General features: G+C 62.2%; 22 protein-coding genes. All 22 read right to left on the reverse strand.

All coding sequences use genetic code 11. From position 1 onward, the window contains the following. Positions 1-277: 277 nt before the first annotated feature. Entirely contained in the window at positions 278-634 is a 357-nt protein-coding gene (locus AC5Y36_RS05210) for a hypothetical protein (protein ID WP_500039799.1), read from the reverse strand. A 9-nt stretch (positions 635-643) separates the two neighbouring features. Beyond that, positions 644-1,537: a hypothetical protein gene (locus tag AC5Y36_RS05215; RefSeq protein WP_500039800.1), complete on the reverse strand. Its 894-nt coding sequence runs from the start codon at positions 1,535-1,537 to the stop codon at positions 644-646. Then, positions 1,537-6,393 carry a phage tail protein gene (locus AC5Y36_RS05220; protein ID WP_500039801.1) on the reverse strand — a complete coding sequence of 1,619 codons (4,857 nt, stop codon included), beginning with the start codon at positions 6,391-6,393 and terminating at the stop codon, positions 1,537-1,539. The genes AC5Y36_RS05215 and AC5Y36_RS05220 overlap by 1 nt, the downstream gene beginning before the upstream one ends. Next, positions 6,393-6,590 (reverse strand): hypothetical protein, encoded by a 198-nt coding sequence (locus tag AC5Y36_RS05225; protein ID WP_500039802.1) that lies wholly within the window; start codon positions 6,588-6,590, stop codon positions 6,393-6,395. The genes AC5Y36_RS05220 and AC5Y36_RS05225 overlap by 1 nt, the downstream gene beginning before the upstream one ends. A gap of 121 nt (positions 6,591-6,711) precedes the next feature. Further along, positions 6,712-7,245, reverse strand: a complete 534-nt coding sequence (locus AC5Y36_RS05230) for a DUF7391 family protein (protein WP_500039803.1) — start codon at positions 7,243-7,245, stop codon at positions 6,712-6,714. Between the two features lie 71 nt (positions 7,246-7,316). Beyond that, positions 7,317-8,174, reverse strand: coding sequence for a fibronectin type III domain-containing protein (locus AC5Y36_RS05235; protein ID WP_500039804.1), 858 nt, complete (start codon positions 8,172-8,174; stop codon positions 7,317-7,319). A gap of 232 nt (positions 8,175-8,406) precedes the next feature. Continuing rightward, positions 8,407-8,745 (reverse strand): hypothetical protein, encoded by a 339-nt coding sequence (locus tag AC5Y36_RS05240; RefSeq protein WP_500039805.1) that lies wholly within the window; start codon positions 8,743-8,745, stop codon positions 8,407-8,409. 17 nt (positions 8,746-8,762) lie between these two features. Then, positions 8,763-9,179, reverse strand: a complete 417-nt coding sequence (locus AC5Y36_RS05245; protein WP_500039806.1) for a hypothetical protein — start codon at positions 9,177-9,179, stop codon at positions 8,763-8,765. Then, positions 9,179-9,628: a hypothetical protein gene (locus AC5Y36_RS05250; protein WP_500039807.1), complete on the reverse strand. Its 450-nt coding sequence runs from the start codon at positions 9,626-9,628 to the stop codon at positions 9,179-9,181. The genes AC5Y36_RS05245 and AC5Y36_RS05250 overlap by 1 nt, the downstream gene beginning before the upstream one ends. After that, complete coding sequence (locus AC5Y36_RS05255) at positions 9,615-10,019, reverse strand: hypothetical protein (protein WP_500039808.1); 405 nt, start codon at positions 10,017-10,019, stop codon at positions 9,615-9,617. Before AC5Y36_RS05255 ends, AC5Y36_RS05250 begins: the two co-directional genes overlap by 14 nt. 9 nt (positions 10,020-10,028) lie before the next feature. Continuing rightward, positions 10,029-10,466 (reverse strand): hypothetical protein, encoded by a 438-nt coding sequence (locus AC5Y36_RS05260; RefSeq protein WP_500039809.1) that lies wholly within the window; start codon positions 10,464-10,466, stop codon positions 10,029-10,031. 323 nt (positions 10,467-10,789) lie between these two features. Further along, the gene (locus AC5Y36_RS05265) at positions 10,790-11,833 is read right to left on the reverse strand and encodes a major capsid protein (protein WP_500039810.1); all 1,044 of its coding nucleotides are present in this window, start codon (positions 11,831-11,833) and stop codon (positions 10,790-10,792) included. A gap of 3 nt (positions 11,834-11,836) precedes the next feature. Next, entirely contained in the window at positions 11,837-12,253 is a 417-nt protein-coding gene (locus AC5Y36_RS05270; protein ID WP_500039811.1) for a head decoration protein, read from the reverse strand. A 21-nt stretch (positions 12,254-12,274) separates the two neighbouring features. Then, the gene (locus AC5Y36_RS05275; protein ID WP_500039812.1) at positions 12,275-12,862 is read right to left on the reverse strand and encodes a hypothetical protein; all 588 of its coding nucleotides are present in this window, start codon (positions 12,860-12,862) and stop codon (positions 12,275-12,277) included. Between the two features lie 75 nt (positions 12,863-12,937). Next, entirely contained in the window at positions 12,938-14,137 is a 1,200-nt protein-coding gene (locus AC5Y36_RS05280) for a hypothetical protein (RefSeq protein ID WP_500039813.1), read from the reverse strand. A gap of 22 nt (positions 14,138-14,159) precedes the next feature. Beyond that, positions 14,160-15,533, reverse strand: coding sequence for a phage portal protein (locus AC5Y36_RS05285; protein WP_500039814.1), 1,374 nt, complete (start codon positions 15,531-15,533; stop codon positions 14,160-14,162). A gap of 162 nt (positions 15,534-15,695) precedes the next feature. Then, positions 15,696-17,318, reverse strand: coding sequence for a terminase large subunit domain-containing protein (locus tag AC5Y36_RS05290; protein WP_500039815.1), 1,623 nt, complete (start codon positions 17,316-17,318; stop codon positions 15,696-15,698). Further along, on the reverse strand, positions 17,305-17,835 hold the full coding sequence (locus AC5Y36_RS05295; protein ID WP_500039816.1) for a phage terminase small subunit: 531 nt from the start codon (positions 17,833-17,835) through the stop codon (positions 17,305-17,307). The genes AC5Y36_RS05290 and AC5Y36_RS05295 overlap by 14 nt, the downstream gene beginning before the upstream one ends. 177 nt (positions 17,836-18,012) lie before the next feature. After that, entirely contained in the window at positions 18,013-18,231 is a 219-nt protein-coding gene (locus tag AC5Y36_RS05300; RefSeq protein ID WP_500039817.1) for an HNH endonuclease, read from the reverse strand. 131 nt (positions 18,232-18,362) lie between these two features. Next, positions 18,363-18,548 carry a hypothetical protein gene (locus tag AC5Y36_RS05305; RefSeq protein ID WP_500039818.1) on the reverse strand — a complete coding sequence of 62 codons (186 nt, stop codon included), beginning with the start codon at positions 18,546-18,548 and terminating at the stop codon, positions 18,363-18,365. A 53-nt stretch (positions 18,549-18,601) separates the two neighbouring features. Continuing rightward, positions 18,602-18,772, reverse strand: coding sequence for a hypothetical protein (locus AC5Y36_RS05310; RefSeq protein WP_500039819.1), 171 nt, complete (start codon positions 18,770-18,772; stop codon positions 18,602-18,604). 187 nt (positions 18,773-18,959) lie between these two features. Then, positions 18,960-19,229 carry a GIY-YIG nuclease family protein gene (locus AC5Y36_RS05315; RefSeq protein WP_500039820.1) on the reverse strand — a complete coding sequence of 90 codons (270 nt, stop codon included), beginning with the start codon at positions 19,227-19,229 and terminating at the stop codon, positions 18,960-18,962. Between the last annotated feature and the right edge of the window lie 243 nt (positions 19,230-19,472).

Here is a 19,472-nt window from a genome sequence, read left to right on the forward strand (position 1 = left end):
GGTCTCGGGCCAGGATTTCTCCCGGTGCGCCGCCGACGCCGCGGGTGGCCTGGACGATGATGCGAAATCGGTCATCGGGCAGGTATTCGCCGTTGTCGCCGATGGCCCGCAACAGTTCCCAGCCATAACCGCCTGTGACGTGGCCGGTGGCCGACTTGGCTCCCGTCGCAGTCGCAGCCCAGCCGTAGGTTCCCGTGCTGTGGCCCATGTAGGCGTGCGCGCCGGTAGCCTCCGCAGACCAGGTATAGGTTGCGGCGGCGGTGCCCGTTGGCATGGGTTAGCTGGAACTCCCGTTGAGGGCGAACGTTTCCAGGGTATAGTTGCCGTTGGCGTCGAACGTCAGATCACCCGACAACAGGTAGTTGCCGTACCAGGTGCCGGATGCGGCCGCCGACCACACCGATAGATACTTGACCGGTCCGTTCGATGCCCCGCCTGTGAACGGGATCGGGTTGGCGAGCGCGAAATCACCGTCAGCGGTCGGTACCGCCCAACTGAGCTGCTGCATCGGTGCGCTGGACTTGTTCGCCGCACCGCCGTCGCCCGGGTCATCGGCATGCAGCTGCCCGTACTTCAATACGCCACGCAAAGCGTTGGCGGCCACCACCATCGCGGCGTTACTCAATCCAGCCATGATGTCCTCTCAGAACAGGGTGTTGTAGGCGTCGCGCCACGCCACCAGGCAGGCCGACGCCGAAGTAGTGCCGGTAGCCGTCCACGACATCGGCAGCGGTGTGGCCGGGGGAAGCTTCAACTGGTCCAGATACTTGGTGTTCCCAACCAGCGCGCTGCGACGGTTGCCGCCGTTGGAGTCGATGATGCGCCGCGACCACGGATACGAGTTGACCTCGACCACAACACCTGCGGCGATGCTGGTTTGCAGTTGAATCACCGTGTCATCGCCGATATCCAGCCGCGGGTTGTCTTGCGGCCCGGTGAACAGGACACGGAACCACGAATCGGCGTCCCCATACAGGCGGGTGTAGGTGACCGGGTCGGCACCGTTGACCAGGGAGTAAGAGCCGTCGCCGCGAACCGTTCCGGCAAGGGTTTCGGTGTCGTCGTAGGCGTAGGTGTCGATGCGCGCATACTCGGCAGACACCTTGTAGAACTGCGACTTCACGGTTTTGGAGCTGTACTGGAACTTTCGAGGACGACCGTATATTCGTCGTGTCGAACCGTAGCCGTTGCAGAATGTGATCGGCTTGAGTGCACCCCACTGTTGCTTAACATCGTCGGCCTTCCATTCCTTCTGTAAAGCAGTGAGCAGACGCGACGACTTAGCCACCAGATCACTGGGCAACGTGTTGGGGATGTGTGCGACCGGGGCGTTGTCGATGACACCGATAGTGAACGTGACCGGACCGGCCTGATCGGTGTCGATGCCCATCCGGGTTTCGTTCGACCGTGCCAGCTGCGAGTCCTGATTGTTGACGTTGTAGGTTTGCACCGCCACACCGAGCACCGGGTATTCTGTGCCGCGTCCGAACACGACGTCACCTATTTGGAACTGATGGGGACGCAGGTTGTTGGCCATCAGAAGTTCACCGGGGCCATCGCACCCACCGAGCCGGTGTTGACCAGCCACATGGTTTCACCCATCATTGCCGACGGCGATTGGCCCGGTCCCGCGTAGATGGTGAGGTTCTGGTTGACGGTCGGGTTGGGGTTGGTGCCGTTCCCGGCCTGATACCAGCCCTGCATGTAGGAGGGAACATTCCCGAACCGTTTGTCGCCGGGGTTGTCCTGGCTGAACGCTTCGAGCTGGTTGGTGTTGGTGTTCAACAGGTACCGCACGTTGCCGGTCAAGGCGCCGCCGCCGAACCCGGCTAGGTAGCCTTCGAATCGTCCGACGTATTGGCCGACCCAGTGATAGATTTCCTGGCCGAAGTCGATGGCCGCGTTGACGCCTTGTAGGGCGCCTGCGACCAGTTGGGCGATGGTGCCTGCCGCGTTGATCGCCTCACCGGGATTCTCCCCGCCAGGTCCGGTGGGGGCGGCGGCGGCGAGTGATCCGATGGTTTGCAGAATGTTGCCGGTCGTGTTCGCGATATCGGCGGCGAACGCAATATATTTTTGGACGTCGTCGATCATCTTGTTGACGTCTTCCATGTTCCGCAGCCCGTACACCATGTGGTCCGCGATATCCTGCGTCGCCGCCGCCGCATCCAGACCACCCTGGATCGACTGGAAGATCGAGGTGGCGATGTTCGCGGCAGCCGCGGCGAAGCCTTGAATCTGGGAGATCCCCGAGTTACCCGCCGCACCCTGGGTGAAACCGTGCGTTTGCGCGATCTCGTTCTGCTTACTGGTGAGGGCGTCGATGGCGTTCTTGTTGCCGTACTCATCCGACTTCAAAGTGCCGATAGTGGATGAGATGTTGTCCAGGGCGGTCTGCACGGTCGCATCCGATGCACCCGGAACCGAGGCCGCACCGATCTGCTGCGCCAACGCCGGATTGCCCTGCAAATACGCATTCAGTAGCTGCTGGTCGATCGTCGGCGTCGGGGTCTGGGAGTTCCCGAACGATGTGGGGAACACGCCGAAGTTGCCGGGGCCTGGGGTTTGCACGCCGGGAACGGTGATCGCCTGCCCGTTGGCCATGATGATCGGCGGCACATCGGTTGCCCAATGCACATGATCGCCGTGCTGCGGGTAGTCACCGGCGAAATAGCCGGTGTTGGACACATCCTGGCCGGATGCGATGCCGTAGTTTCGGCTGCCGGCGTAGATCAGCTGCAACGTCTGCTGGGCGAGATTCTGGGAGATGAACTTGGCGAACGCTTCCCGATCCGCGGGGGCACCGTTGAAGTCCAGGCCGAAACCCATCTGATGCAGGCTGCCGCCGTTGCTGTAGGTGGATGCGGTCAGGTTGAACATCTTCGCGAGCTGATTCGCCCACTCCGGCACCTGATACGCGCCCGGACCGCTCGTCGGATACAAAGTCGGCAACCCGCCGACCTGACGGATACCTGCCTCCACATTCGGGGCGTTCGGAACCAGCGAGGCCCGCGACTGCGGATTCTCCGTCACCTGCGGACCCGAACCGATCGTCGGCTCCGCGGTGAACGCCTCCGGCAACGTCGGCGCCGCACGTGTGACACCTGTGCCAGGAACCACGATCTGTTGGCCCCCGGACGGTGTCGGGCCAAGAATTCCACCACCAGGGATCGCGGGCTGCGAGCCCAACACGTCGGTCCATGATTGCGGCTGCGCCGAAATGCCTTGCATAGCGGCGACGACCCGCTGCACATAGTCTGCCGGTTGCGCGTTGCCCTGCCAGTCGCTCGACAGTCCCGCTTGGCCGACAACGTTGGCGATCCACTGCGCCATCTGCTGATCAGTGCCACCCGCCGGGAACGCCCCCGCGACACCCTCCCGATCCTTGAACTGCTTGAGCAGCGCATTCACATGCGACTGCAAATCTGTCGCACCGCCTAGCTGCGCATCGGTGAATCCGAGCGTCGGGTTTCCTGCCGGATTTCTACCCTCAACACTGCTGAATGCCTGTATGAGCCGGCTCTGCTCCGGCCCAACCCCGCGCGCCGCGAGGGCCGCCGCGAGCGCCGTGTCGGAGCCCTGAGGATAGGCGCCCGTGCCGGGAACGGCGATCTGCTGGCCCTGCGTACCCAAACCGAGATCGGCCCACGACGGACCCTGCTGGTTCTGGTCTTCCAAGGCTTTGCGAGCGGCTTCCTGCTGCTGCTGCTTCGCCAGGTCCGCATCCGAGATCGTTTTCGTCCACTTCTGCGCCCCGCCGCCGCCCTTCACACTTCCCGTCATCAACCCCAAAATCTGGGTGAACGGGTTCAAGACGTAGTTCTGCATCAGCTGAACGCCCTCTTGCCACATCGACAGCATCTGGCCGAACTGCTTAGCCATCAAACCCAAACCGTGGGATTCGGAGTTGAACTGATGATTCAGATAGGTGTCGAGGATGCCGACGTTCGCACCCAGAATGTTGTTCGGCAGCAACGCGCCGCCCTCGGTGCCCGCACCGCCGGCAGCCGGCGCACCGCCGCGGCCGAGACCCTTGGATACGGTGCTCATCGTCGACGTAGCAGCCGCCGCCAATGCGGGTGTGGCCGCAGACATGCCCTTCGCGAAGTCGGCCATCATGATCTGGCCGCGGTCGAACGTGTAACCGGTACCGGAGAACGGGCCTTCCTTGGCCGGTGAGTGCGGGAAGAACCCGGCGATCTTCGACACGATGTTCTTGACCGGATTGACCACCTTGGCGGCGGCACCTTTGATGCCGTCCACCAGGCCGTCGATCAGTTCGCCGCCCCACTTCTTCGCCTTGTCAGGCAGACCGCCGAAGAAGTTCTTGATGGTGTCCCACACCTTGCCGAGCGCGCCGGGGATCTGGGTCGCGAAGTTCCGCACCGCGGACAGGAACCCGGTGAACATGCCGATCGCTTTCGCGCCGTCACTGATCAAACCACCGAGAATCTTCACGAACCCGACCAGCAGCGCGGAGATCGTCGGAATATACGGCGCCAACTGTGTTATCGCCCTGGTAACCGCGGTGAATATCACCGGCAACTGCGGCCCCACCGTCGTGATCAACTGACCGAACAGACTCAACAACTGCGGGATTTGCGGCAGCAGCGAAATGAACGCGTTCGCCATCGCCTTGATGATCCCCGGAATCTGCGGGCCAAGCTTCTGCCCCAGATCAGCCATCGCCGCGGCGATGCCCTTCAGGAACCCGTTGAGTTGCGGCGCCAAACCAACAATCGTCGGCCCCAACCCGGCCATCGACTTCGCGAACTGATCAAACAACGCCTGCCAGCCCGGCGCAATCCCAATCCCCAACTGGGTGAACGCTTTCGCCAACGACACAAACCCCGACACGATCGGCGGCAACATCGGAATCAGCGCATCACTGGCCGTCTTCAACGTGGAGAAGAAACTCGTGAGCGTCTTCTGGCCTTCGGCGGACTGCGTCCACGCATTGAACTGGGCGGTGATCTTGTCCAGGAACGCCAGCAAACCACCACCACCGAACTTTTCGGCGATGTCCATCACATGGTTGAACGCGGCACCCACACTGTAGAAAATGTTGATCAGATGCTCGAACGCGGTGATGCCAGACTGAATCCAACGCTGCAAACCACCCGATGCGGCCGCCTTCTGAACCACCTGGTTGAAGAACGACAGTATCTGGGTAGCGACACCACCGATCTGCTGGAAAAACCCTGTCCCAACCACGGTCAACTGTGTGAAGATCGCGATCAGGGGCTGCATTGCGGGCATCATGGCCTGCATCCCGGCCGCGATGTTCTTGATGAACATCTGAAACGCCTGCATGGTCTGCGGCTGCTGCAAGATTTGGGCGAACTGGTGTGCCGCCTGACCGAACAGTCCCGAGATAGTTGACATGCCCTGAGTCAACGCAGGCAACCATGTTTGGATCAGGGGACGAATATCGTTGATGATCTGCGAGAAGAACGAGGACTGAATCGCCGCCCCGGACAGTTTGAACATGTCACGGAAACCGGCCACCTGCAACATCGCCTGCGCAGCAACCGGAGCCATATGCTGCAAATCTTCCAGGAACTTCTTCGGATCATCGGCCATCATGTCCTTGAGAGCATCCCCGACACCGTGGAACGCGATCTTCAACGTTCCCATCGAAAACGCCGCCGCAGACACAATTCCCGGCAGCAAACCCAACGCCCCCGACAACTGACGCACCGCACCCGCCACCTGCGTGAGTCCTTGCAGGGCGCCGGCACCACCCAGGCCGGCCAAACCGCCCAGCGACAAACCGCCCAACGTGAGGCCGCTGATCTTCCCGACGATCGCCTCAAACCCCGCCAACCGCTTCACAAAATCACGGACATGCTGGCCGCCCGACTGGGCCGCACCACCAAGATTCAGAAACTTCCCGGCCAAACCCTCCACAAGATGCGCGGCACCGCCCGCCTCCGGCGCAAACACCGTGAGCACACCATTGACAACATCCAACGACCGGCCCAAACCGTGCGCGGCGTCTTCAGCCTTATCGGCGCCCTCCGCGAAATCCTCCAGATCACCGACACTGCGATGATGCGACGTGTGCAGACGGGTGTGCGCCTCGTCCACGTCATGAACACGGCGACTGTAGTGGTCCGCAGAATCCCCGGCCCGGCTGAACTCACGTTCGGTGTCCCGCAGCGACGACTGGGTTCTACCCAACGACGTATCCAGCTTGCGAGTCGAATCCGCCGCCCGATCAAACTCACCCTCAGTGTCCTTCAGGGTGCGCTGGGTTTTCGTCAGCGACGAATCAAGCTTCTCCGACGACGCAGCGGTGCGCTCCAGGTCACGGGCAGCCTTATCAGCACCCGAGCCGTCGTAGTCGATTTCTATTTTGCCGTGGGCCCGGCCCAGGTTGTAATCGGCCATCAGTAGCCGCTCGACAAGACCAAGTCCGGTGAGTCAGATGATGTGGTGGCGGCAGGATCAGCGAACCCGGTCGAAGCGTCCATGTCACCACCCATCAGTCGTTGGAACTCACGTAAGCGTTGTGATTTCGCCAACCCCGCATCTTTGGTGTTGGCGCTGACCTCGTCGAGCCGGTTGTTGACGTATTCACCGAACATCCAGATGCCACGGTCGAAGTAATAGCGGGCCGCCGCGCCGACGCTGTCATCTAGGTAGGCGATGCTGCTTGGACGTTGGTTGAATGCTTTTGCCTGACGATAGATTTCGTAGGCGAGTGGTCTATTCTGTGCGTAGACTTTTGTAGCTGTCCTGCTGCTCCTCCAGGGCAGCGAGCTGCTCGCCGACAGCGACCATGAAGATGGTGAACTTGTCGGCGGCGTCTATCTCGTTCACGTTGATCTGCTCATCGGTCGTGTCACCGGAGGCGACAACGGTCGGGCATACGACTGCGGCGACACACACGCGGTCGATGGGTTCGAAGAATTTCACCGCGCGTTCGGGGTCAGACAGGGCTTCGGTGAGCTGTTCGCGCATCTTCGACTCAACCTCGTCGGCGGGTGTGTCTTTGAGGAGTTCCGCGCTGAACACGTCTTTCAGCTCCAGGATGCGCAGCTGAAACACGTGATTCATGTTCAGTTTGCGGATGCGCACGAACGCACCGCTGGGGAGTTCTTTGTCGACCTCGTCGGCTTTACGGAACCCGTAGGACCGCACCGCCGCAGGTTCTGGCGCGGGTGCCGCTTCCACTGGTCGCGCCGCACATGGACCTTCGTGTCCCGCATCGCGGGAGCATTGCCAGCCCGGCGGCGGCATGGAGCACACACCGCCGCCGGGGGTCGTCTGGGTTTCTGTCATCTCGGCCTCCTAGGGCTCAACGAAACGAACTAGCTTGCCGGGGTGGTCACCGAAACCGGGGAGCTGTAATCGCCGGTGGACGAACCGAACACTGCCGCAACCCGGAACTGGTAGCTTGTCGACGCGGTCGTGGTAACCGTCGTCGTCGCCGTCGTCGGCGTGCCGGCCGCACCGGACACAGCAGTCCACGTGGCGCCGCTGTCACTGGACTGCTGCACCTTGTAGCTGTCCGCGGTCGGCAACTCATTCCAGCTCAACACCACCGACGTCGCGGTCACGGTGCCCAGCGTCAGATTCGACGGGACGGGCAGCGGGTTCGGCGACGGAGTCGAGCCCAGAGTGGTCTTCGACTCGTTGCGGATGATCTCGAACAGGTAGTCGTCGTCATCACCGGGCATCGGGGTGCCCAGGAAGTCCGTCGTCGGAATCTGGAACTTGCCGTAACCCAGATCGAAAGTGACGTTGCCGCTGGACTGGCAGCGGTAGATGCGGCCGATGTAGTCGCCGCCACTGTTCGAAATGGCCTGACCGTCAACCCGGAAGTGGGGGCTGATGTCGGAGCCCTTCTGCAACAGGCGTGTGGTCCGGTTCGGTGCGGTGCCTTCCTCGATGATCTGGGCGCCAGTGATCAGCGACCACGCCATCATGTTGAATCCACCAGCCTCAATCGACCCCTGAACGGTCTTACCCTTGCCCTGCGAGGCGACGGCGGCCTTGTCGTCACCGTCAAGGGTTTCCCGGTCCTCTTGAACCTTGAACGCCAAGGTGCGGGCGATCGGCAGTCGATACGAGGTGTCGGACAAGATGGTGCCATTGGTGTCGGTGTAGGGGGTGATCCACAGCCGGTGCAGACCGAAGGGCTTTGCGTCGGGCATCGGAGAAGTCATCTTCGCCGTTTCCTTTCAAGGTGCGGTTGGGCTCCTCGGCCTCGAATGGGATCTTTGAACGTGAGTGTTTCCAGCAGTTCGCCGTCAAACGAGAAGCGGTGCAGGACCACGGAGTCGCCGCATGTGCAAACCCGTGAACGGCATTTCACTTCTATGCGGTTGCCGTCGATCACTTTGAACTGCAACCCAGATGGGCACCGCGCATCCGTGACGCGCGGATCGACTGTCATGGTCAGCTGTTGACGATCTTGCCGTCGCCGTCCACCAACTCGAACCGGCCATCGGTGTGCAGCAGGTAGTCCAGCTGCGGCTGGGAGAACTGCGCGGCCGGCAGACGCCAATCGTTGCCCAGCTGCCAAACGTCGGTCCTGCTGGTGGTTACGCCGACGTTGGCCCAACCGGCAGGGTCGATGCGGCGGATGGTGGCGTGTTCCTCGCGGGCTCCGGTGTAACGCACGAATCGCACACCCGTGGCGACGGGACGAACAACCACTTCAGCTTCGGCCTTGACTTTGTCCTCATCGGACACCGCAGGTTTCGCGTCATCGGTCGAAGCGATTTCAGATGCCATCAACCCATCCCTTTCGGTTAAGCGTTGTAGTAGGCCGCGTAGGAGGCGCGGCGGCAGATCGTCTGATAGCCCTGGTCTTTGAGGTCAGGGCTGCGGCCTTCTTTGTCGACGCCGTTGAGGGTTACGCCGTCGCCGCCAACCGTGCTGACGTCGTTCGCGGCCTCAAAGATCGCGTCGATGCGATTGATGATGCTGTCGATGCGGTCATAATCGGTGGACACCGCGACAGGGATATGCACCCAGACGTCGAAGTGACGCGGGCCGCTCAACCCGCGGTCGAAGTCGTCGACACCCCATCGCAGGATCGCGAACGCACCCGAACCGTTCGGGCGTTGGTCTCCCGCGAAGTTCGGTTCAACAACCCAACCTGTACCGCCGAGGACTGTCAGCTGGGAATCGTTGCGCAGCAGGGACAGCACAGCGGCGCGGGCCATCAGGCGGCATCCTCGTCACGCTGATCAGCAAGGGCTTGCCCGACGCGACGGCTGAACTTGGTGTTGCCACCCGCATTCAGTGAGCCCTCCATGCTGGCCATCAGCTGCTTACCGATCGCCAACACTGCGGGCATGATGATCTCGTAGCGGCCCGAGTAGTTGACCTCCAGCCACACGCCGTAGTCGACGCCGTGGCTGAACAGGATCTCTTTGTGGTCGCCGCCGATATCCGGGACGGTGAACAGTGAGTTCCGCGCTTCTCCTGGCGTTCGTTTGCGGTTGCCGTCGTTGTCTTTCCAGGGCGCGTTGACCTTCATGAACGCTTCGCCGTCGATGGCAGCGGCGATCATGCGGTCATCGAGGTCGCCTTCATACTTGGCGTCGAACGCTTTGACGTTCTCACGTAGACGAGCGATGCCCTCGGTGATCCGGAAGCTACCCGAAGCCATGACCCGGCTCTTTCAGGAAACCCGTCACCAGAGCCTTAACCATGTATGGGGTGGTGCGGTCAACACTCTCAATGACGTATTTGGCGGCGTCGTCTTCCCACTGGTAGCCGACCTGCACATCAGCCCCGTAGGCGCCGATCAGATCGAACTGGAACTTGCGCGACAGGCCCTGGTCGGTTTGGGAATCTTCGCGACCGTCGTATCCGCGGGTGTTGAACTTGGCGAACACCTGCGCGGGTAGCGCAGCGGCCGGGGTGTAGTCGTAGCCACCGCTGGGTGTCTCGACGGGTGCGGCGGCGGGAATCAGCGCGATCGGCTGGCCGCGTAGGCGCAGCAGCTCCGTGTACGCGGCGACCGCGTCGGGGGTCATCAAATCGGCGGGTATCGCCATCAGACCCTCCTAGGCGCATCCGGGGCGCCACGGTGTGACCGTGACCGTCCCGAAGTTCGACCGTTTGGTGTGCAACCGCACCTGATCCAGCTCGTCGGAGGTGAAGGCGATCCGGCCGCGCGTGTTATCGCGCACGCCGAGCGTGTTCATCACCGTGATGTCAGGTGTGGTGACGGACTGCTGACTGGCACCCTTGGGGTTGCGGAACAGGTCGAGAACCTTCTCGCACACCAGTGTTGTGACACGGTCCGGCCGGCCGGGGTCGCCGGCGGCGATCGAGTCGGCCACGATGTCGCCCAGTGGTTTACGCAACGACGGCACCTGACCCATCAGGGCGTTCTCCACATCAACGATGCGAAGGCTAAGCCAGTTGAGCATTGAGTCGGGAAACGCCGACTCATAACGGCTCGTCACGTCGTCGGTGGTGACGAACTTCGGTTCGGTCATTCGACCGCCACGCCCGCGTTTCGGCAAGCGGTGATGATATCTCCGCGTTTCCAGCCGTCGGGCACCGCGACACCGTTGTCTGACGCGTATTGCGACCACGCGTCACGGCCAGCACCAGCACCAGCTTGCGGAGGCGGTCCATCCGTGTTGTCATCGACACTTGTCGCGGCCGATTCGGGTTTGGCGACGGCTTCGGCGGCGAAGCAATGCGAACCCATCCGGCTGGCGGCCCAGTCGGGCACGCTGTCACCCGGATTGAACGAGTGCAGCGTGCCCGACTGGTCGCGGAGATGAACCGCGAATGCGCCAATTTTCGGCATCGGCTACGAACCGACCGTCGCAACCAGAATCTTGCGCGGGTCGGCCAGCACCGGCAGTGCGACCGCATCCACGAAGGTGCGCTTCTGGAACGGCGGCTGATCCTCACGCACCAGGATGCCGATGATGCCCGACCCTTGAGACACCTGGACGTTGTTGGCGCCCAGTTCCATGACCGTGGTCGGCGTGCCCCAGGCGGTGAACCCCAACGTAGACAGGTCATCGGGCAGGAACAGGAACTTGTTGTCAGCCAACACGTTCGTGGTCACCCCGGCGACATCCATCTTGGAGTTGTACACCGACGCCATCGAAATCGGCGGCAGCCCGTACGAGGCGAACAGGCCGCTGATCTCCTCCAGGGTGACGTGCGTCGCCCCGGTCTGAGTGCCCTTGATAGCCGCGATCAGGTTCGAGTTGGTCTGCAACTTGCGGACCACCTTGAGCGACGTCAGGAACCGGCCCGGGCCAGACCCGTTCTGCGCGACCCACACGTCGTACCAGGTGATCAGGTCCGACAGTGGGTCAGGCGAACCGCTGCCGGCGTCCCACAAAGTCGCCGCGGTCACCTTCTGAGTGGACGGGATTCCGTAGTCGACCTGCTGTTGCACGCCGTTCTCGTTGATGGTCAGCACACCGTCGGCCAGCACGTCACCCCAGGCCAACTCCACGCGGTTCTGAACGTAGCGGGTCAGGTTCGCGAGATCGTTGTAGATGGCGTCCACCAGGATCGACTGAATGGTGCCGCCGATTCGGGCGTATTCGATCTGGCGTCGCTCGTACTCGCCGACGCCCAACTGGCCACCCAGCGGCAGCAGCCGAACGCGCTTTTCCAGGCCGGTGTCACGCGGCGCGGTCCAGAAGTTGCCGTCCCAGTTGCGGAATTCCGCGGTCCGGTTGGTCTGGGTGATCTCAGCGAAGTCGATCTCGTCGGTGCCGTAGTGACGCTCCGGGAACATCGCCGTCAGCTGGTTGTTCGACGGCAGTGGAACCTGCTGCGTGAACGTGATGGTGTCTTCAAGCGGCACGGGGCCGTTCAGGAACAGAGCCATGAGCTAGGCCTCCCAACGAATCTGGGCGAGATCGGTCTTGGCAGCCGCATCGACGGAGCCAACACCGGACTGGAATGGCAGCTTGGCTGCGGACACGATTGCCTGGTTGACGACAGCGCCGGTACCAACCTTGGTGGCGGTTGAGCCGTCCTGCCGGATCGCGCGCACGTCGCCGTAGGTCAGTCCGTAGCAGGTCTGCGCGTCGGCGTCGGTCTTCGACCCGTCATACGGACCGAAAGTGCCGTCACCCTGCGCGAAAATCGCGGTCCCTGACGGAATGTAGCCATTCGGGTAGTGGGTGGACTTGGTGAACTTGGAGATGTCCAAGGTAACGTTCAGTTTCACGTCCGGTTCGGCCAGCAGCCAGGACCGGTCACCAACCTGATAGTTGGTGGTCTGCATCGAAATGTCAGTCGACATAACAGCAGCTCCTTACTGGTGTTAGGTGGTTTTCGTGCCGAAGCGTCTTGCGGCTTCGGCGGCGCCGGCTGCGCCGGGCTTGCGGGTCGGATCTCCATGTCCTGCACTCGATTGACCCCAGTTGACGGGCGCCGGGTTGGGTTGCCGCGCGCCCAGGAATGCGGTGAGGTGTCCCATCACCTTCTGCTCATCGATCTCGCCGTCCTCGCCGGCGAAACGCGCCGGGTCGGTCATGGCCATGAACGCTGTGAGCTGTTCGCCGTCAGTGAGTACCTGCGCCGCAGTCGACTTGAGCTGTGCGGTCAGGTACTTAGGTCGCCATTCGGATTCCGCGGCGGTGCGAGCATCCAGGGCGGCCTTGTCGGTCGCGTCCTTGAGCGCCTTTTCGTCGGCGCTGAGCTTCTCGTTGCGCAGCGTTGCGAGTTCTTCTCGATCCGCGGCAGCCTGAGCGAGATCAGCTTTCAGCTTGTCTTTGTCGCCGCGAAGGTTCTGGACGAGATCCCATGCCCGCTGGGCATCGAATTCGTCACCCCAGGGGGGTTTGGTCTCAGCGGCGGCCTGATCACCGGGATTGGCGTCGGTTTGGGTTTGCGTGTCAGGTTCGGACATGGAAATGCGAATCTCCTGAGATTCGATGGGAACACCACGTGCTCGCGGTGTCGGCCCGTCACCTGTGACGGGAAGCTATGGCTCGATGCCGCCGTTGAGGTCGATTTCGTCGAGCATTTTCGCCAACTTCGCCTTCTTGGCAAGAGCATCCGCTTCCGAAAGCGGAGGTTTGGAACGCTGCGGTTTGACAGTCTCGGTTTCACGCTTCAACCGATTGATGGTGCGTTTGAGGTACTGCACCTTGGATGACTTTTCGGGCATACCCTGGGCGCGCAGCTCATCCAGTTTCTTCTGTAACGGTTCGATGTTGCGGGCCGCGACGTCGGCTAGGGTTTGACGCTCGGCCTTCTTGCGGTATCCCGCGCCGCGGTACGGATTCTTGGGCACCAAGACTGGACCGAGTTCGCCGTGCTCATCGAGCTTGTACCGTGTGCGTTTGAGATGTGCAACGGTGTTGCCGCCAGCATGACCGTACAAGTCTTTGAGGTCGGCGCCGTTGGCGTCGTCGGCCGGATCGTGATCCTTAGTGACTGCGGCGACTGTGCAGGCGCAATGGTCGTGTATCGGCATCAGCTCGAAGACGTGATAGAGCCGCTGCGATGCCGCGATACACATGCCGCAGGTGCCACCCTTGGACATCTCCGGGTGGATCACACGCCGATAGCCGATGATCTTCGGTCCGGGCGTGTCCAGGTCGACCGCTTGAGTCAACACGTCCTGCTGCGCGAGACGCTGCGCCAACATCAGGTTGTTGTCGACCAGCGAGTCAATGCGGTTCAGTGCCGCAGCGTTTGCGTCATGGCCCTGCGATTGCGCGTACCGGTAGGCTTCTGCGGGGCGCCGAAACACAGCCTGGGTGGTCATGTCCGCGGCGGTGACATGTGCCTTGTCGCCCTGGTAGTCGATCGTGACGGGTCGCTGACGCACCTGTAGCTTGCCCTGACCGCGCGAGACGATGCCGCGCACATCGACCGGGTTGGACGGCGCTGGGGATGCCTTGACGCCCACCGATGCGAGTTGCTGCACCTGCCCGGCCGCTGCAACACGGGCCGCGCTCGTCTGCGCGACAGCCATGATCCTGGCGGCCTGCTGCGCGAACTGGTCCACCTGGGCGGCGTCGTACGGGTTCACCGTCCGCCACAACTCGCGGATCGCGTTCTTTGCGTACGCGGCACCGCGATCCCGTGCGTCGATGATCTGCGCCGACGTACGGCGGGTGACCGTAACCGGATCAACCGACGTTGATGCACCCCTGATGGCCGCCGCGCGCGCCAATGCCTCGGCGTACGTAGTGGGCCTACTCGGTGACGTCATCGGTCACCGGCTGCGGCGTTTCCGGGGGCGCCGGCGGCGGGGTCGCCGCTGGCGGTTGCTGATTCAGGAGCCGTTCGGCATCCAGACGAACCATGTTGCGGGCCGTCTCATCCGGCGACATCTGCCAAATCCGCTCACAGATATCCTCAGTCGACAACGAACCAGCGGCCTGAGCTGCGGCAGAACCCATCTCAGCCAGCGTTCGGAACTCGATCGGACCCCAATGCAGCCGCATCCGGCGTCCACGGTCGGGTTCCCCGGCCATTGCGAGCATGATGCGCCAGAACAGCTTCATCCGCGGCGTGAACCTTGAGCGGCGGTCCAGGCACTTCGACGTCAGCGACTCACGCATCAGACCCGCACCCTCGGCACTACCATCGGCGGCGTCCGGGGTGATCAGATGTAACGGTGTCGCGGTGACGGCTGCGAATTCCTTTACATCGTCACGCTTACCGTTGAGCATCGGCCCAAAATCCGTGGCCGCCGATTCCCAGATGCTGAAGTCTTTCGGGATTCGCCACAGCGCACCGGGACCGGCCTTGAACAGGCCATTGAAGTCGATCGGGCCGGCCGAATCGGGAGAGTCCTCGTCGCCTTCATCCTCATCGCCGACCAGTGCGCGTTGCCGCAACGCCTGGTACCAGAATCCGATGATGCGTTGTAATGTCACATCGTTGATGCGGTCCAACAGGTCAATATGAGGCTCATATTCACCCAAACCGTGCAGGTTGTCCAGGCGAACAATCGGGATGCCACCCAGATGATCCAGGCCCAAGACAGGTTCACTGGTGACACCGTTGTGATCCCATGCCTGACGCCCACTATCGAACGGTATGGTGAACTTCTGGCCAGGCAGAAACAGATTCGCCACATACTCAAACGTCACCGGGTGGTACTGGTACACCAGCGCGGCGGCCAGCCGGTTCGGGTTGCGCCAATCCGGTACCCCGATACAGCGCCGCGGGTCGATCGCGTGCGCGGACGGCGACGTGTTGCCGTTCGACAATGTCACATCGCCGACAGCGCCGGGAACGGCCATCAGATAGCCCTCACCCATCGAGAACGCGAAGTCCAGAAGCTCTTTGAAGATGGCCTGAAACCCGGTCTCGTCCATGATGTCGGCAACAACATCATCGCCGTTGGTGTCGGAATCATCCAACGTCGACACGGCTTGCAGCTCCAGCCGGTCACGCATCGCCGCAATGCACATCTGGGCATAATTCGAGCGGGCCTTGCGCATCACATGCCGGAACACATCGTGGTATTCGGGGTCTATCTGCGGCAGGGGGGCATCACCGACGTTGTAGGACCACAAGGTGTCCAGGAACTCGTTTCGCGGCGTCCAATATCGCGACACACCAGCCGCGCCATGCGCAGAACCACGAAGATCCGAGTATGTCGCCGGCCGCGACAGTCGATCAGCCCACGGTGGACGCGTCGGGGCGTAAATCATCCCCGACAATCGGTCAAACCAGTCACGAGGCGTCAGATTCCCGGCAGGAGCAGTCAACGCGCACTCCTATCTGATCCGGGAAATGACTCGTTTCTTGCGCTTCACGGTGCCGAGCATGTCCATGCGGGCTTGCCAAGACAGCACAGCGGCCATCGCGGCATCAAACTTGCGGTCCTGGTGCAGCTTTCCGAGAATCCACAGCCGTTCCCCGGTGTCCTCATCGACCAGGTTCGTCAAATGCTTTCCCGCATTACCGATATGGCGGGTGAGGTCGCCGTCATCAGAGCAGTTGTGCGAGATGCTGCCTGAGATGATCGCGTCATCGAACGCCTGAATCGCCTTGATGATGCGTCGCTTCTGGTTGGTCCAGAACTCCTCGACCACATCGGGCCACTTGGCCGCCCAGGCACCAACGGTGTAGTTCCAGTGAGGTGGGTCGGCGTAGAACTTCACCACCCGATAGCGCGAGAACAGCTCGGCGACCTTGTCGTTTACCTCGGACTCGTCCACTTCCCAGTCGTCCTCAGCGTTCAACGGTCGTTCCCACAGCCCCTCTAGCTGCTGGAGCCCCGTGCGGACGTCGGTCATCACAACGGCGGTCGCGTCCCGCATCCGGGCACCGTCGAAGCCCAACGTCACCTGGGCGCGGCGTGGAATCTCGTCGCCCGGCAATTCCAGCGCTTTCCAGCGAGCCAGGTTGAACGCCTGCGCGGACTGTGCCGTCCAACGGTTCGTCCACACCCGTTCCAAATAGGTCTTGTCGACCTTCGGCCGGTCCCACTGTGAGGCGATCCGGTCGATATCCGACCATTCGGCCACATCCGACCCGGAGGCTTCCGTGATCGCCTTCACGCGATCCTCGTACACCTCAAGGTCGTAGCCGTCCGAAGCCTGGCGGTGGAAGAAAAAGAACGTCGGACGTTCGATCTCACCGCGCGCAATCGCTTGCGCCTCGATGAACTCGTCCTCGGCCACAGAGCTCTGGCCCGGTTCGCCAGCCGTAGTTGTGGACAGCACCCACGGATCTTCAAGGGGGCGTTTCGGCAGGTTCGCCAGCATTGTTTCCACCGCGGCCTTGTGATTCGGCAGGTAGAGCCGGTGGACTTCGTCGAAGCCCTGAAACGTGGTTCGGGCGCCGTCTCGGGCGTTCGGGGCGCCCGAAATCGGCACTGCTTTGCCGTCGGCATCACCGCCAACCCCGATGCGGACGATGCGGTCGAGGCCGATGTCGAAGAATTCTGGATCGCCGTATTCGCACATCACCATGAGCGCGCCGTACGCCAGCTCGGCCACCTGCTCCTGAGTGTTGGCCAGCAGCGGAATGTACGGATCAGAGACCGGACGACCCTGTTTAAGGCTGCCGTCGTTATTGAACCCGGCGAACCGCACCGGAGATTCTGGATGAAGTTCGGCGTAGGCGACCCACGCCATGAACTCCGTTTTCCCGCAGCCCTTCCTGGTCGACCAACCGACCCGGTTGAAACGCCGCATTCCAGCGCGGTCGTGCGCCTTCGGATACAGCTCGTAGGCGCGGTAAAGGATCAACGCCTGGTCGTCATTGACCTTGGCAGGCTGACCCTTAAGGGAACCGGGCCCAAAGACGCACCGATCCTCGATGAACGCGACGACTTGATCACCGAGGCTCGGAAACGCTACGGAATCGCGGGCCGGTACCTCAAGAGACGACATTGAGGCGCGGGTCGGGCCGCGATGATGCCTTCACCGACTTCGAAGCGCGCCGCGAATCACCGCGATCAACAGCCTCATCGGCGCGCTCAATCTCAATCTGCAACGACCGCCGCGACATCGGCGTCAGACCACATTCACGCAGAATCAGCCGACACTCGGCCATCGCGGCAGAGCGGGCCGTCGGCGTAGTAGCCGGATTCCAGATCGTCTGCATAGCCAACGCCGCCATCAACACGTTGTGACGATCGGACTCGTCCCACTCCTGCGGCATCGGCGAAGACCAGGCCGAAGTCCAGAAGTCCAGCACCGCCGGATGCCACTCGGCGTAGTCAGGTAGCGGCGGAATCTTAGGATTCTCGACGGCGGCAAGCAGCCGACGCGGGTTGTGGTTACGGTGGCCGCGGCGAAGGCCAGCGGGCTTGGGTGTTGGCGGCATATCGGCACTCCCTGATCTGCCAAAATGGCTGGACAGCAAACTTTTGCCGTTCACATAGCGAAATCTCTCGGTTCTGGGCACGTCAAAATCCGCAGAACTTAGCGGCTGTTGCCCTTGCGGCGGGAGGGGCTCCCGCCCAGGTTGGCAACGCTCGCCAGGCCATTGACCTGGGGTTATGGCGGGACGGCAACCATTCGTGTTTCGGTCGCGGATGTCGTGCGCCGATGACGTTCAGCAAACTGATCTGGGCAGCGTTGGTTAACGGCGGTCGTGTGTGCGTGCTTTGTGGCCGTTGCATGGCGCGCACGCGGCGCGTGCGTTGGCGGGGTCTAGTGCCAGTTCGGGGTGTCGTGCGGCGGGGATGATCTTGTCGACGACGGTGGCGTGTCCGGTGCAGATGCCGTCGTAGCGGATCTGGCATTGATGGTCGTCGCGGGCGAGGATGTTTGTGCGGAAGGCGCGCCATTGCGCGCCCATCGTGATTCGGCTGCTTGCCGTTCGTTCGCCGTGCCAGGCAACCGTGTGCTCATCGCAGTAGGTCGAGTTGGCCGCGATCAGGTTTGTGCATGTGTAGTCGTCGCCTGGGCAGCGTCGGTGTGCGCGCGGCATCAGTGGTGTTCGCCGGCTGCGTGTCCTGGCCATGCGCCGGTTGCGCGGTGGTGGAGGTTGGCGCACAGGCCGTGCAGTTGGTCGCCGTGCACGTACTTGCCGAGCTGGGTGATGCAGCGGTCGTAGTCGCCGGGAACACCCCAGTTGATGAGTGCTGCGCCTTTTCCGTGCGACCAGTAGGTCATGAGGCGTTCCGTGGCGGCTACGTCACCAGGGCTGGCCTCACGTCCTGCAACCATCAGTGTTTCTCGGCGTAGTGCTGCGCCATGCGTTCGGCGAGGTCGGGTACATGCAGTTCTAGTTCGGTGAATCCGCGTCGGTCGCCGGGGATTTCTTCGACGCGCAACGTGCATTCGATGCGACCGGTGCAGCGCGGGCAGTTGACGCCGATGGTGCTGGGCATCTTCACGCGGCTGGCCTCCGTGGCATTCGGTCGAGTAGGACGTCGAGGGCTTCTGCCCAGCGTGCTTCGTCGGCCCAGCGTTCCTCTTGGCGTGCTGCTTGCCAGAATTGGCGGGCTTGTTCAAGCATCTGCTGATGGGTGAGTTTTTGTGTCGGTGCCGACATGGCGGCTCCCCTCGACGTGGGGATATGGATTACGCCGTCGCGAGTTCGATCAGTTGATCACGCTCAGGCATCAGTGATTCGATGTGCGCTTTAAGACGGTCTGACAGGTAGAAATCTTCGCGGTTCTTGGCGATCCGCTCATCCGCGAAGTCTTGGTGACGCTGACGTTCAAGGCTCTTGTCTCCGCACTCAAGGGCTACGACGTATTGCAGCTCGCTGTACATGCCGCGGATTCGCTCGCGCAGGCGACGCGTGGTTCCGATCTTCACGACGGTGGGGCTTCGCATCAGGTAGTACACGACATGGACCGCGTCTGGCCTGGTCTGCCGCTCGCACCCAATCGGCGGGGTCATTGGTCCTGGCGATGAAGCATCGGCTATCGCACCATGGATCATGACGGCGTGGTAGCAGCAGACTGGTATCCCAAGGAACCTGTCGTTGTAGCAGTGATCCCACGCGCATGTAGCTCGCCGGTAAAAGCCGTTGGCTGATCCGCCGAACGCATTCCGTGCGCTAGAATTCCCCATGTCGATCTCCTAACC

This window comes from Mycobacterium sp. NGS50, assembly GCF_059812545.1.

What these genes read in the sequence shown, in the direction of transcription:
- AC5Y36_RS05210 (WP_500039799.1), bottom strand. Translation starts at nt 634, where the DNA reads ATGGCTGGATTGAGTAACGCCGCGATGGTGGTGGCCGCCAACGCTTTG.
- AC5Y36_RS05215 (WP_500039800.1), bottom strand. Translation starts at nt 1,537, where the DNA reads ATGGCCAACAACCTGCGTCCCCATCAGTTCCAAATAGGTGACGTCGTG.
- AC5Y36_RS05220 (WP_500039801.1), bottom strand. Translation starts at nt 6,393, where the DNA reads ATGGCCGATTACAACCTGGGCCGGGCCCACGGCAAAATAGAAATCGAC.
- AC5Y36_RS05225 (WP_500039802.1), bottom strand. Translation starts at nt 6,590, where the DNA reads ATGTTCGGTGAATACGTCAACAACCGGCTCGACGAGGTCAGCGCCAAC.
- AC5Y36_RS05230 (WP_500039803.1), bottom strand. Translation starts at nt 7,245, where the DNA reads ATGCCGCCGCCGGGCTGGCAATGCTCCCGCGATGCGGGACACGAAGGT.
- AC5Y36_RS05235 (WP_500039804.1), bottom strand. Translation starts at nt 8,174, where the DNA reads ATGACTTCTCCGATGCCCGACGCAAAGCCCTTCGGTCTGCACCGGCTG.
- AC5Y36_RS05240 (WP_500039805.1), bottom strand. Translation starts at nt 8,745, where the DNA reads ATGGCATCTGAAATCGCTTCGACCGATGACGCGAAACCTGCGGTGTCC.
- AC5Y36_RS05245 (WP_500039806.1), bottom strand. Translation starts at nt 9,179, where the DNA reads ATGGCCCGCGCCGCTGTGCTGTCCCTGCTGCGCAACGATTCCCAGCTG.
- AC5Y36_RS05250 (WP_500039807.1), bottom strand. Translation starts at nt 9,628, where the DNA reads ATGGCTTCGGGTAGCTTCCGGATCACCGAGGGCATCGCTCGTCTACGT.
- AC5Y36_RS05255 (WP_500039808.1), bottom strand. Translation starts at nt 10,019, where the DNA reads ATGGCGATACCCGCCGATTTGATGACCCCCGACGCGGTCGCCGCGTAC.
- AC5Y36_RS05260 (WP_500039809.1), bottom strand. Translation starts at nt 10,466, where the DNA reads ATGACCGAACCGAAGTTCGTCACCACCGACGACGTGACGAGCCGTTAT.
- AC5Y36_RS05265 (WP_500039810.1), bottom strand. Translation starts at nt 11,833, where the DNA reads ATGGCTCTGTTCCTGAACGGCCCCGTGCCGCTTGAAGACACCATCACG.
- AC5Y36_RS05270 (WP_500039811.1), bottom strand. Translation starts at nt 12,253, where the DNA reads ATGTCGACTGACATTTCGATGCAGACCACCAACTATCAGGTTGGTGAC.
- AC5Y36_RS05275 (WP_500039812.1), bottom strand. Translation starts at nt 12,862, where the DNA reads ATGTCCGAACCTGACACGCAAACCCAAACCGACGCCAATCCCGGTGAT.
- AC5Y36_RS05290 (WP_500039815.1), bottom strand. Translation starts at nt 17,318, where the DNA reads ATGTCGTCTCTTGAGGTACCGGCCCGCGATTCCGTAGCGTTTCCGAGC.
- AC5Y36_RS05300 (WP_500039817.1), bottom strand. Translation starts at nt 18,231, where the DNA reads ATGGGCGCGCAATGGCGCGCCTTCCGCACAAACATCCTCGCCCGCGAC.
- AC5Y36_RS05305 (WP_500039818.1), bottom strand. Translation starts at nt 18,548, where the DNA reads ATGACCTACTGGTCGCACGGAAAAGGCGCAGCACTCATCAACTGGGGT.